We start from the raw sequence: 12,324 nt of genomic DNA on the forward strand, positions 1-12,324 counted from the left end.
CTTCATTGAGATTTTTCTAAGTTAAAAGTGAATATTACAAGATGACTAAAAAATTCACCCCAACGCCCCACGATGGGGTATTTCGTCAGTTTTTAAGTGAGAAAGAGACGGCAAAAGATTTTTTCGATATCTGGCTAACGGATGAGATTAAAGCACTATGCGACTTAGAGAGCCTCAAAGTGGAATCTGGCTCATTTATCGATAGTGAGATGAAAAATTACCAGAGTGATATTTTGTATTCAGTCAGAACCTCAAAGGGAAGTGGTTGTATCTATGTTTTAATTGAAGCCCAATCCACTCCAGATAAACTTATCGCTTGGCGATTGATGCGCTATAGCATGGCTGCTATGCAGAAGCATTTAGATAATGGACACAAGCAATTACCTTTGGTTTTCCCTATCCTGTTTTACTCTGGTGAACAAAGCCCTCACCCCTATAGCACGAATTGGTTGGACTGTTTTCATGACAGAAAACTCGCCGAGCGTATCTACACCAATCCCTTTAAGTTAGCCGATGTCACCACACTTGAAGACGGTGATATTATGAAACATAAGCGAATGGCGCTACTAGAACTCGTCCAGAAGCACACATTCGAAGACGAGATATGACAGAGCTTATGAATGAAATTGTCACGCTGTTGTCGTATAATTATTATACCGATAATCAAGTCATCACCCTGTTTAATTATCTCATTCAGGAAGGTAACGCCAAAAAGCCAATGGAATTTATCACCGAGATAGCCAAACAGTCAGAAAAACACGAAGGGGCACTTATGACTATTGCTCAACAAATTGAAGAAATGGGTATTCAAATTGGTGAACAAAATGGGATGCAAAAGGGCGAAAAACAGGCTTCGATAAAGATAGCGCGCCAACTTATTGAAAAAGGCGTAGAAAGAGATATCGTGAAACTATCAACTGGTCTTACTGATACTGAAATGAGCAACCTGTTTAAAGATTAAGTCATGACTGAACGCCAGAAATTAACCCTCAATCGCCCTATAAAGGCTTCACAAGAAGAACAGACCCAAAGTAACCCTGTTTACGGTAAAAAGGTCTGGGTGAATGCGACACCTAAAAAACAGGCAAAAAAGCCTCATCCTCACAAAGTAGCAAAACAGCAGCCCAAGAAATCGGTTGAAAAACCTAAAAAGGAAGTGAAGGTTAAAACACCAAAACCGCCTAAAAAGCGATTGCCGTTAGAAGAAGCCATCTCACAGATGACCACGTTTTGGCCTAATTTATTTCCTGAAAATCAATTACGTCCAATGAAAGTAAGTATACAGCAATATATGGGCAGGAAGTGAAAGAAAAGGTTTTACCGATAGCCAGAAGGCGTTTAAGAGCCTGTTTAGGGAGTATTGGTTATCATGTTGATTATCGCGTACTTATCCAGTTAGGTGCGTTTCGTTATGATAAAGATGGTCAGGTAGCCGGAGAGGTCACTCAAGCTGATGTTGCGGATAATTTGCAACGTTTAGTACGGCGAAATAAATCAACTCCATAACCCTAATGATATTTCTTAAATTCTCTTCATATATTAACTATTTTCGTTATAAGATTTCTTATTATCTCTTTAATTTCAATAAATGAGAATTAAAAATAACAATTAATTAAATATTAGGTGATATATTTATACTTATATCTTTTTTATGAGATTATAATATTTCTATTTTTATAAATTAATTTAAATAAGTGAGATTTATTATGCTCAGTATAATGTGCGATGATGGTTCTACCTGTGTGAAATTAGCTTGGCTAGAAAATGGGAATATTAAAACTCATATTTCACCTAATGCTTTTAAAGAAGGATGGAAATCAGAGGCATTTAATCAAGTGTTGAACTTTGACATCGATGGGAAAAAGTACGCTTTTGATAAGGGACATAATGCAATTCTTTCTACAACAAATATAGCATTTCAATACAGCGATCTTGATTTGTTGGCGATTCATAAAGCGTTATTAACATCTACTCTATCTCCACAGGAAATAGAAATAACTGTCACATTGCCTATTAATGAATTTTTTCATCAGGATGGGCAAAAGAACATGGCTAACATTGAACGAAAAAGAAATAATGTTTTAAGGAAAGTAAAAGTAAATAATAATTAATCATTTGAAATAAAAAGTGTTTTTGTAATGCCAGAGTCAGTTCCTGCCGTTGCAGAAGAATTGAAAAAAGATGATGTTTCTCCATTGGAAAAAAGCATCATCGTCGATCTGGGTGGCACTACTATGGATTGTGGTATCATAACAGGTGGTGAACTGGACGTATCTGAGGTTTATGGTAATCCTTCAATTGGTACTCGTAGTGTTGCTATTGCCATTATTAAAGCGATGGGGATCGCTGATAGTGATATTAATGAATATGAAGCAAATGCTATTTTAAGTTCTGAAGATAAGAGAAAAGAGATAAGTGCAATTATTAATAACCGTAGCATGATTGATAATGTCATGACCGAAATTAATAATGCGATTGAGAACTACCCTAAAAGGGTGATTAGTCAAATAGAACAACTTCAAAAAGTCAATCGTATTTATTTAGCAGGGGGTGGTGCTGAATTGATTGATAATTATGTAACTGCTCATTTTCGTAATAAAAAAGTTAGAAAATTGGATGATGCTCAACTTGCTCTCGTTAAAACCCTCGTTTACGTATAAGGCAGATGTATGAAAGATAGACGAAAAATACAATCTTATCTGCGTCCTGACATATATCCTCAAGATGATGAGGCGTGTAATTTCATGGATAAATTACCATTAAAAATGCGAGGGGAATTTATTAGGCAAGCAGTGGTTTGTGGTGTTGCTTTAGCTGAAGTAGATACACGTTTACCCGCAATTATTTCTAGCCTTTATCGACAAGGAATAACAGGAGATGAACTTATCGCATTGATAAAACAGGTTGCGGGCGTTTTTGAAAAGACTCCTAACGAAAAAAAGGAGCAAGAATTAACGCCCATTAAAGATAACCAGGTTAATAATAATAAAATCATAGATAATTTAAAAGGCATGAAGTCTTAACAATAAGGATGTCGCCGCTAATGGCGGCTCCGCTTATGTTTCCCTACGGGATGTTAGAAGCATAGAAATAAGATTTATCCATCGCATTAATTTGAAATTTGAAGGATTTCCCTTACTGCCCGATGCCAGCTTGCCATTCGCCCATTTTTAGGGGACGGCAAGCCTTCAAGTGGCTTTCGCGGCATATCCTCGCCACATGTGGCTCCGGTATTCCACGTTCCACTTGACCCCCAATGGTCAATGGCTTCGTGACATCGGGCAGTAAGGGAATGGTGACATGGGGTCACCTCCTGCTGTCCCACTAAATAGGAGACACTCCCATGTCCCGATTTATACAGGGTGACAGCCAGAAAATTATGTCAACTTTTCCTGATAATGCAATCGATTTTATCCTCACTGATCCGCCTTATTTGGTTGATTACACCGACAGGTCAGGGCGCTCAATTGCCAACGATAAAAATGACGAATGGCTATTGCCAGCCTGTCAACAAATGTTTCGCATATTGAAGCCCAATAGTCTGATGGTTAGTTTTTACGGCTGGAATCGGGTTGAAAAATTTGTTGATGCGTGGAAAAAATCCGGCTTTCGGATTGTTGGTCATCTCGTTTTCAAGAAACGCTATGCGTCAAAAACTGCTTTTTTAGGGCATATCACGAAAATGCTTATCTGTTGGCGAAAGGCCGTCCGGTGATGCCCGTAAAGCCAATGAAAGACCTACAGTCATGGCAATATACAGGTAATCTTTATCATCCAACTCAGAAGCCTGTCAGTAGTTTACAGCCACTCATAGAATCTTTTACGCAACCTAACGCTATTGTACTCGATCCGTTTGCGGGTTCTGGCTCTACCTGTATCGCTGCTGCGCTTTCAGGACGGCGTTATATTGGCATTGAGCTTCTTGCTGAATATCATGCTATTGGTCAACAACGTATTGCCGCTTTTCGTACTAGTCATGTTGCTTAAAGAGGAAATAAAAAAATGAATTATTCCGGTCATGAAGTGCTACGAAAAGAGGTGGCTTTACTCCTTGAGAAAATGGATATGTTTTATATGCAGCTTTTTGAATTTGAGCGGAAATATTTATATAACTCTGATTAACTTACCGAGCGTTTAGCGGCGCAACTGATGAAGCCGATTAAAAATCAAATGCAAGATATTTATCAACAAATCATTGCGTTGGACGGTGCTTTTAAAGATTAATCAAACGGGCGGTATATCCGCCCAGTTTTTTATTATTTATCTTTTCGCGGGTTATTTCTTTTAAAATAAGCAAGGTTAATAACGGGTGCTTTTCTTTTTTCGTGGTTTTATAACCGGAATATTATTATCATAAATAAACATAACAGGGGTATCGTTTTCGTTCTTAATTTCAATTTTTTCAAAATTAATATTTTCCCCATGAAAATAAAGATTCACGCCGGAGAGAAATTCAATGTCATAAAATTGTAATTCCTCAATCGCTTCACAAATTGCCTTCTTAAGAGTTTGTTTATTCCAGCGACCCGTAAATTTTATTCTCATTTATTATTCCTTAATTTAATGTTTATTTACTGGTGCTGATTATTTTTTATTTTACGATAAACTTTGTTAATTTTTCTGGCGTAAATTAATCTTCGTTTATTCTGTATTTCATTATTTTTAAATCCGGCATTATAAGCGCCTATTGCTTGCCAGGTTACACCCCATTTATTAATGCCAGCGCTAAAAAATAAGCGCCAGTATAAATATTCATACAAGCATCATTTCTTAATTGATAAGGGGTAATACCTAACGATTTAAGATAATTAATGTGCTGTGAGTTAATTTGCATGAGGCCAATATCAATACTGTTATTATTATTTTTTCCGATAGCATTCGGATTATATTTTGATTCTACCCAAGCGATAGCCCGTAATAAATCAGGGTCTATTTTATAATCTCTGCCCGCCAAATAAAAACAATCGGCAAAACTGGAATGGGTGAAAAATCCAAACAGAAAAATTACGATTAAAAGTTTTAAAAATTTCATCAAACCGCCTCGATTTTCTCCCCCAAAAGTCCCTAGTCCATCTCTCTTACAACACTTCTTATCGCCCACTCCTTAGCATAGAATATGTTCACAAGGCATGCAAATTAAAAATTTGCAATAAATAAATTTAAAATCAATAAGTTATGTTTTTTTTAAATATTTAATTAGTTATTTTACATCTAAAAACTAGAATCGTTAACAACTTAAAAATAGAGTCTTATTAGAGTTATTATTATTTTTCATACGGATAATTAGACTCAACTCTAGAGTCAAGTCCTGAAAAGACTCGTCTAACGACTCGTGTTTTTCTATTTCTAAGTCGTATAAGACTCGTTAAGCAAGTCGTTAGCGACTCGTATTTTTGAGCGATGAGTCGTCTTACAAGTCCTTATGTAAGTCGTTTACGACTTGCATTTTTGTAATGCGAGTTGTATAAAGAGTTGTATGCAACTCGCTTTGATGTGGTTGATTTTTAACCTAATCATAGTCTATTCGTCAAGGATAAAATTTCATGGCAAGATTACAAATTTATACGTCAAATGATGTTTTTAATCGGATTGTTAGTATCGTAAATCAACAAAAAAATGAGGGTGCGAATGAAACTGAAATTAGCTTATCCAGTGTAGGGACAATGTTACTTGAACTTGGCCTAAGGGTTTATGAAGCTCAACAAAATAATGAAGATAATTCTTTTGATCAGGAAGCCTTTAATAAAGTTGTACTTGAAAGTTTAATAAAGACAAAAAAAGCCGTGTCGTTAATTTTAGGTATGCAGTCTTTTTCTCCTTATTTAGAAGGAAAAGAAAATTATGAATATCATAAAATGGTTAATGAGATTAGAGATGTTGCTAAAGAAGAGCTTAAGAAATTTTTCCCAGATGATTAATTTAATTATGTTAATTGAACACCGTGACTTTGACGATTTTTCTTAATTTATTTGTAATTATCAATATTAAAGTAAAAATTAACCCAGGAAAAATCAAAAAGTTCCATACAGAAATTTTTTAATGGTAAATATTTTTATTATCATTTAGGTGATTTTTATAAATGTTAAATATTAGTTTAAATAAGATGTATTTGATTTTATCAATCAATCAATTTTATATAACGATTTTTAATTATTTATTAAATATTATTACGAAAAAGAATAAAACCAAAAATATAAAAAACATTATGGTGATTAATTTTTAAAATATGGGAATATATATTTAATGTTAAAGTAAATTAATGTAAATTTTTTGTTAATTAAAAAAGGGGGGCTAAAATGTAATTTACAGGTATCTATTTTTAATGGAACATCCGATGAAAACAATCTTAATAACCGGGTCAAGCGGTTTAATCGGTCAAGCTCTTTGTAAAAAAATTGATAAATTCTATTGGATAGAAAGATTTGATCGCAAATTGCCTGAAGATTCTTCTGAATACGGTGACATTCTTCTTCCTCAGATATTACAACAACGGCTAAAACATTGTGATGGCGTTATCCATTTAGCCGCTATTTCTCGGGTTATTTGGGGTGAAAAACAACCGGACATTTGTTGGGAAACTAATGTCACGGGAACAAATAATGTCCTTGATTTAGCATACCAATCCCCTAAAAAACCCTGGGTATTATATGCAAGCAGCCGAGAGGTTTATGGTCAGCAACAGTTATTCCCTGTTAAAGAATCGGCACCCTTGCAACCATTAAACATTTATGCCAATTCGAAAGTCGCAGCGGAAGGATTGGTTGCAAAATACAAATTAAAGGGATTAAAAACCGCAATTTTACGTTTTTCGAGTGTATACGGAAGTATTGATGATCATCATGATCGCGTTGTACCCGCTTTTTGTCAAGCTGCTGTCACAGGAAAACCCATTCATATTGAGGGACCCACTAATATGTTTGATTTTACACATGTTACCGATGTGGTTGAAGCAATATTTAAAGTTATAAAGCGTCTAGAACAAGGACAAGAATTACCTACGATGCATATTACATCGGGTCAACCTGTTTCCTTAGAAACACTGGCAAAATTGGTCAATGGCTTTGCCGAGCATCCACTCAAGCTCATTATCGATCCCCCTCGATGTTTCGATGTTTCAACATTTTATGGTGATAACAGCTTAATACGTTGTTTATTGAATTGGGTGCCTAAAATAGATATTGAAACAGGCATTTCCCTGTTAATAAACGATTTTTATCAAAAAAAATCGGCATAATTTTGGCGAGTATTGAAGATGAGAATACTAAAAATCATTCATGGATATCCCCCTGAGTATAATGCAGGCTCTGAGGTTTATAGCCAAATGTTATGTCATGGTTTAGCGAAAAATAATGAAGTTCATGTTCTCACTCGAGAAGAAAACCCGTTTGCCGAAGATTTCACTTGGAACATAACACAAGATAATCATCACCCGTCTATTACATTACACAAAATCAATATCCCCCTCGAAAAATACCGCTACCGTTATCAGCACCCATACTTAGATAAGCGAGTAGAATCATTTATTGATAGGATAAAACCTCAGATAGTTCACATTGGACACCTCAATCACCTATCGACTTCATTAGTCGATATTATCGCGAAAAAAAATATTCCGATGGTTTATACGCTACATGACTATTGGCTAATGTGCCCACGTGGGCAATTTATACAACGTAATCCTGATGTTGACTCTCCCCTATGGTCACTTTGTGACGGACAAAAAAATAAAAAGTGCGCAACATACTGTTATTCTGGTTATTTCTCAGGAAATAAAAATGAAAATAGTATTGATATTGCGTATTGGACTAATTGGGTAAAGCGGCGTATGCATCAGATGTATCAGGTTGCAGAAAAAATAAAATACTTTATTGCCCCTTCCTTCTATTTATACCATCGATATATAACCGATTTTGGACTGCCGCCTCATAAAATGATTTATTTAGATTATGGTTTTGATTTAGATAGACTTAGCCGTCGTCAACGTCTCTCTAAAGAGGATTTTACTTTTGGTTATATCGGCACCCATATTCCAGCTAAAGGGATCCAGCTATTAATTCAAGCGTTTTCTAGATTGGGAGATAACTGTCGATTACGCATTTGGGGAAGGCCTAGACCGCAAAATACAGCAGGATTACAGGTAATCGCCGCAAAACTGCCTTCTCAAGTTCAATCTCGTATTGAGTGGTTACCCGAATACTCTAACGAAAAAATCATTAAGACCGTTTTTAATCATGTAGATTGTATCGTTGTTCCTTCGATATGGGTAGAAAATTCACCCTTGGTGATCCACGAAGCATTGCAAGCCCGAATTCCTGTCATTACCGCCAACATAGGCGGCATGGCTGAATATGTCTATCACGAGATTAACGGACTCTTGTTCGAACATCGAAATGAAAAAAGCTTATCTGAGCAAATGCAACGTTTAGTTAATCATCCCTCATGGGCAAAAAAGTTAGGCCTACGGGGTTATATACAATCGCCGGACGGTAATATTCCGAGTCAAAAAGATCACGTTGCAGAAATAGAGAAAATCTACAAATCACTACTTTAAAATAGTGACATCTATCGAGGAAATTAAAATGAAACTCGGCCCATGGCGTATTACCTTCGATACTAACCCTGATGATTGTAATTTAAAATGCATCATGTGTGAAGATCATTCCCCTTATAGTCTCACTCAGCCTAATAGGATAAAGGCAGGTATACCTAAAAGGCGGATGGATATTGATTTAATCAGAAAGATTCTTGCTGATTCCCAAGGAACTCCATTACGAGAAATAATCCCTTCAACCATGGGAGAACCCTTAATTTATCAACACTTTGATGAAATTATTGCATTGTGCCATAAATATAAAATTAAACTCAACTTAACAACTAATGGAACGTTTCCACGAAAGGGCGTTGAAACCTGGGCTAGGGAACTTATTCCTGTTACATCGGATGTAAAAATATCCTGGAATGGCGCAAGTAAAAACGTACAAGAAAAAATTATGTTAGGAAGCCGATGGGAAAAAGTCTTAAATAATTTAAAGAAATTTATCATTATCCGCAATGATTATGCAGAAAAGGGCGGAAATTATTGTCAAATCACTTTACAGATGACTTTTCTCGAAACCAATGTACAAGAATTAGCGAACATCGTGCAACTAGGTATCGATATGGGTGTTGATCGTATTAAAGGTCATCATTTATGGGCGCATTTTAAAGAAATTAAATCGTTGTCAATGCGACGAAATGAAGAGGCTATTTCTCGCTGGAATCAAGCGGTTATTCACGCCAGAACACTCGCTAATACTCATCGATTACCGAATGGTAATTTTATCAAATTAGTGAATATGGACTTACTCGATAAATCGGCTCACCAGGATTTATCGCCTGGTGGGGTATGCCCTTTTTTGGGACAAGAAGCTTGGGTCGCAACTGATGGACAATTTAATCCCTGTTGTGCGCCCGATAAAGAACGGCGTCAATTAGGTAACTTTGGGAATCTGAAAAATCAAACCCTTACGAATATTTGGCAAAGTCAATCATATGAATATCTTAAGAAAAACTATATGCAATACCCGGTATGTAAAGGATGTAACATGAGGAAACCGATCAATTTTTGATGACAAAAATACCCTAAGGAACGTTTATGGACTTGATAAATTGGCAAAAAACGCAAATTTCTCCGTGCGGAACATTCCATTTGTTGGGGAATATCCCCATCTATTCGTCTCGCTTTAATAAAATTATGAAATACCATGAACCAGGGTTAGCCGCTGTTGAAGATGAATCAGGCGCTTATCATATCAATATTCATGGCTTGCCTAACTATACTCGCCGTTTTTTAGAAACATATGGTTTTTATGAGCGACTTGCTGCCGTTAGAGATAAATCCGGCTGGTTTCATATTAAACCTGATGGGAAGGAATGTTATCCCGCTCGTTATTTATGGTGTGGTAATTTTCAAGAAGGCTTATGTCCAGTCAGAGATAAAAAAAATCATTATTTTCATATTAATCATCACGGAGAAAAAGCTTATAAAGAAATGTACACTTATGTCGGTGATTTTAAAGATGGCGTGGCTGTTATCTGTAACAAAGCGGGATTACATACTCATATCGATAAGCAAGGAAAATTACTTCATCGAAACTGGTTTTTAGGATTAGATATCTTTCATAAGGGCCAAGCTAGAACAAAAGATAAACAAGGGTGGTATCACGTCGATAAATCAGGCCAGTCACTTTATCCGCAGCGATATGCTCAAGTCGAACCATTCTACAATGGTGTGGCTCATGTGGAAACTTTTTTAGGCGAGTTATTAACCATTGATACTCGCGGTCAAAAAATTATTCAATTACGGCCGGCCAGTCAAAAAATTTGGCAAAAAATTTCAGGGAAAATGGTAGGATTTTGGCAGACAGAGACACTGGCTCTCACCGCTCGTTTGCAAGTATTGGATGGTTTACCGGGCACAACAGAAGAGATAGCTAAAAAAATAGGATTACCGTCTAAACATCTCGGACGATTATTACGCGCCTTATGGGAATTAGATTTTGTAAAAAATGAAACAGGGTTATGGCAATTAACAGAAAATGGAAAAGATTTTGTTCCACATAAAGATAATTTTTTATCATCTGCTGCAATTATGTGGTCTGATGTTTATAGGATAGCTTGGAAAAATTTAGGTAAAATTATTAGTGAGGGGGGAGACAACCCTCATACTTTATTTAAAGTCAGCGCATCAAATGAAAATAGAGAAAGGTATCATCATGCAATTGATGGATACGCCAGAGAAGATTTTTCAGTTTTACTAACGTTGATTGATTGGCAGCAACATCAACAAGTTATTGGTATAGGCAGAAGTGCAAAGGGATTGCTAGAACGAGCCTTAACGACGTACAAACACTTACAGGCATTATTATTAGGCGAGGATTATATTTTTCACCCTATTTCTATCAATTCTTCGCTTAAGTTTCGATATCATTTACAATCACATGTGTTATCTCATCCCTGGCCAAAAATGGCAGATGCTATTTTACTGCCTAGAGTCCTACATTATTGGCCTGACAAACAGGCTATTTCTATTTTACAGAAAGCCCACGATGCCTTATTACCTAATGGGAAAATTTATTTAACAGAGATGCTTATTGACGAAAAAAGACCTGACGGGGCTTTGCTTGATCTCAATATGCTAGCGGAAAGTGGCGGAAAATTAAGGACGTTAAGTCAGTGGAAAATATTATTAGAGAAATCCTCATTATCTATGCTGCAACACCTAAAAATTAGCGATACGGCGGACCTCTTAGTGTTAAAAAAACAACCTTAAAGGAAAATCCCGCAATGCAATCAAAAAGAAGCATTTTTGAAGAGACAGGCATCGTTGTATTAAATAATGCGGTAAATCGTGAGTTAGTTTTATTAATAAATAAAACCGTGACCTTTTGGATAAACACCTATGCAAAGGAATTAGCCTGCGATATTGGAGACTATTTAAAGTCAGTTAGTCGATGGGCACATCCTTGTCTAATGACAGAACAATTCTATCCGTCGATAGAAACTCCGTTGATGGATATTGCAAGGGCATTTATCGGGGGCTCAGTTAGACTACATAAAATAAATATTATCAGTAAATCCGCTTACGCAGATTTACCCGTACCTTGCCATCAGGATATTTCTTATTCCCGAGAAGATCCTTATGAGTTTTCTTTATGGTTGGCTTTACAGGATGTCAATCTTTCTGACGGGGTCCTTGAATTTTTACCATATAGTCAAAAAGATAAAATTGAACCAGCAGTGGATTTTTGGTCTCCTGAGTTTATAGATCACAAACACCAATCCGCTAAATGGCAAAAAAACTTAATCAAGGTACCTGTAAAAATGGGGGATGTGATTGCATTTGATTCAAGAATTTGGCACCGTAGTGCGAAAAACACCTCAGGCCAAAATCGATTTGCATTGGTTACACGTTGGAGTCGAAGTAATCATCCATTATCCCTTGATATACCGGAAAGAATCCCCGCCTATTTTGGGATGTGGACATGTGCAAAAGTGACAGAATCACTGTTAAAAAAAGGACTAGAAAAATTGTCACAGCAAGCTGTAGATGCTGATTTTGCGACGATTATTAAATTGTGGCAAAAACAATTAACTTACCAGAAAAAGCTCCCATTTAATATCGATACCGAAAAAACCACAAAAGCCCTAGCAGGGGTATCTATTCTTCATTACGCTGCCACCTATCACAACGGAGGAGATGCTCAAGGTAAAGTCTATGCACATTTATGGTATAGCCTTTTAAGATTAATAAATCAATGGCTTAATACGGACGGATAAAAGATC

12 protein-coding genes and 3 pseudogenes are annotated in these 12,324 nt (G+C 36.3%); 13 read left to right on the forward strand and 2 right to left on the reverse strand.

Annotated elements, in window-relative coordinates:
• The first annotated feature begins 41 nt into the window (after positions 1-41).
• From V3224_RS22615 to V3224_RS22645, 7 genes and pseudogenes are all read left to right on the forward strand, one after another.
• A pseudogene (locus tag V3224_RS22615) lies at positions 42-961 on the forward strand (Rpn family recombination-promoting nuclease/putative transposase).
• Positions 962-964: 3 nt separating this feature from the next.
• Positions 965-1,306: a hypothetical protein gene (locus V3224_RS22620; protein WP_334472840.1), complete on the forward strand. Its 342-nt coding sequence runs from the start codon at positions 965-967 to the stop codon at positions 1,304-1,306.
• Positions 1,303-1,506, forward strand: a complete 204-nt coding sequence (locus V3224_RS22625; RefSeq protein ID WP_334472841.1) for a ProQ/FINO family protein — start codon at positions 1,303-1,305, stop codon at positions 1,504-1,506. Before V3224_RS22620 ends, V3224_RS22625 begins: the two co-directional genes overlap by 4 nt.
• Before the next feature lie 212 nt (positions 1,507-1,718).
• Positions 1,719-2,111 (forward strand): plasmid segregation protein ParM domain-containing protein, encoded by a 393-nt coding sequence (gene parM / locus V3224_RS22630; protein WP_334472843.1) that lies wholly within the window; start codon positions 1,719-1,721, stop codon positions 2,109-2,111.
• A 27-nt stretch (positions 2,112-2,138) separates the two neighbouring features.
• Positions 2,139-2,660: a hypothetical protein gene (locus V3224_RS22635; protein WP_334472844.1), complete on the forward strand. Its 522-nt coding sequence runs from the start codon at positions 2,139-2,141 to the stop codon at positions 2,658-2,660.
• A gap of 9 nt (positions 2,661-2,669) precedes the next feature.
• The gene (locus V3224_RS22640; RefSeq protein WP_334472846.1) at positions 2,670-3,023 is read left to right on the forward strand and encodes a plasmid partitioning/stability family protein; all 354 of its coding nucleotides are present in this window, start codon (positions 2,670-2,672) and stop codon (positions 3,021-3,023) included.
• 320 nt (positions 3,024-3,343) lie between these two features.
• Positions 3,344-3,987 (forward strand): annotated as a pseudogene (locus V3224_RS22645) (DNA methyltransferase).
• Between the two features lie 312 nt (positions 3,988-4,299).
• Here V3224_RS22645 and V3224_RS22650 read toward each other — a convergent pair.
• Entirely contained in the window at positions 4,300-4,545 is a 246-nt protein-coding gene (locus V3224_RS22650) for a hypothetical protein (protein WP_334472848.1), read from the reverse strand.
• Positions 4,546-4,571: 26 nt separating this feature from the next.
• Positions 4,572-5,032 (reverse strand): annotated as a pseudogene (locus tag V3224_RS22655) (transglycosylase SLT domain-containing protein).
• Between the two features lie 511 nt (positions 5,033-5,543).
• On the opposite strand from V3224_RS22655, the gene traM reads away from it, so the two are divergent.
• The 6 genes from traM (at position 5,544) to V3224_RS22685 (ending at position 12,318) form a co-directional block, all read left to right on the forward strand.
• Positions 5,544-5,918: a conjugal transfer relaxosome DNA-binding protein TraM gene (traM, locus tag V3224_RS22660; RefSeq protein ID WP_334472849.1), complete on the forward strand. Its 375-nt coding sequence runs from the start codon at positions 5,544-5,546 to the stop codon at positions 5,916-5,918.
• 416 nt (positions 5,919-6,334) lie between these two features.
• Positions 6,335-7,234 carry an NAD-dependent epimerase/dehydratase family protein gene (locus tag V3224_RS22665; RefSeq protein ID WP_334472850.1) on the forward strand — a complete coding sequence of 300 codons (900 nt, stop codon included), beginning with the start codon at positions 6,335-6,337 and terminating at the stop codon, positions 7,232-7,234.
• 18 nt (positions 7,235-7,252) lie between these two features.
• Complete coding sequence (locus V3224_RS22670) at positions 7,253-8,551, forward strand: glycosyltransferase (protein ID WP_334472851.1); 1,299 nt, start codon at positions 7,253-7,255, stop codon at positions 8,549-8,551.
• Between the two features lie 28 nt (positions 8,552-8,579).
• Positions 8,580-9,608: a radical SAM protein gene (locus V3224_RS22675; protein ID WP_334472853.1), complete on the forward strand. Its 1,029-nt coding sequence runs from the start codon at positions 8,580-8,582 to the stop codon at positions 9,606-9,608.
• A gap of 26 nt (positions 9,609-9,634) precedes the next feature.
• Positions 9,635-11,311 carry a methyltransferase gene (locus V3224_RS22680; RefSeq protein WP_334472855.1) on the forward strand — a complete coding sequence of 559 codons (1,677 nt, stop codon included), beginning with the start codon at positions 9,635-9,637 and terminating at the stop codon, positions 11,309-11,311.
• Positions 11,312-11,325: 14 nt separating this feature from the next.
• Positions 11,326-12,318, forward strand: coding sequence for a phytanoyl-CoA dioxygenase family protein (locus tag V3224_RS22685; protein WP_334472857.1), 993 nt, complete (start codon positions 11,326-11,328; stop codon positions 12,316-12,318).
• The last annotated feature ends 6 nt before the right edge of the window (positions 12,319-12,324 follow it).

It is taken from the genome of Arsenophonus sp. PmNCSU2021_1 (genome assembly GCF_036919435.1).
In the GTDB taxonomy this organism is placed as follows: Bacteria; Pseudomonadota; Gammaproteobacteria; order Enterobacterales; family Enterobacteriaceae; genus Arsenophonus; species Arsenophonus nilaparvatae.

Coding starts and splice junctions, on each gene's coding strand:
- V3224_RS22620 (WP_334472840.1), top strand. CDS start 965: ATGACTGAACGCCAGAAATTAACCCTCAATCGCCCTATAAAGGCTTCA.
- parM (WP_334472843.1), top strand. CDS start 1,719: ATGTGCGATGATGGTTCTACCTGTGTGAAATTAGCTTGGCTAGAAAAT.
- V3224_RS22635 (WP_334472844.1), top strand. CDS start 2,139: ATGCCAGAGTCAGTTCCTGCCGTTGCAGAAGAATTGAAAAAAGATGAT.
- V3224_RS22640 (WP_334472846.1), top strand. CDS start 2,670: ATGAAAGATAGACGAAAAATACAATCTTATCTGCGTCCTGACATATAT.
- V3224_RS22650 (WP_334472848.1), bottom strand. CDS start 4,545: ATGAGAATAAAATTTACGGGTCGCTGGAATAAACAAACTCTTAAGAAG.
- traM (WP_334472849.1), top strand. CDS start 5,544: ATGGCAAGATTACAAATTTATACGTCAAATGATGTTTTTAATCGGATT.
- V3224_RS22665 (WP_334472850.1), top strand. CDS start 6,335: ATGAAAACAATCTTAATAACCGGGTCAAGCGGTTTAATCGGTCAAGCT.
- V3224_RS22670 (WP_334472851.1), top strand. CDS start 7,253: ATGAGAATACTAAAAATCATTCATGGATATCCCCCTGAGTATAATGCA.
- V3224_RS22675 (WP_334472853.1), top strand. CDS start 8,580: ATGAAACTCGGCCCATGGCGTATTACCTTCGATACTAACCCTGATGAT.
- V3224_RS22680 (WP_334472855.1), top strand. CDS start 9,635: ATGGACTTGATAAATTGGCAAAAAACGCAAATTTCTCCGTGCGGAACA.
- V3224_RS22685 (WP_334472857.1), top strand. CDS start 11,326: ATGCAATCAAAAAGAAGCATTTTTGAAGAGACAGGCATCGTTGTATTA.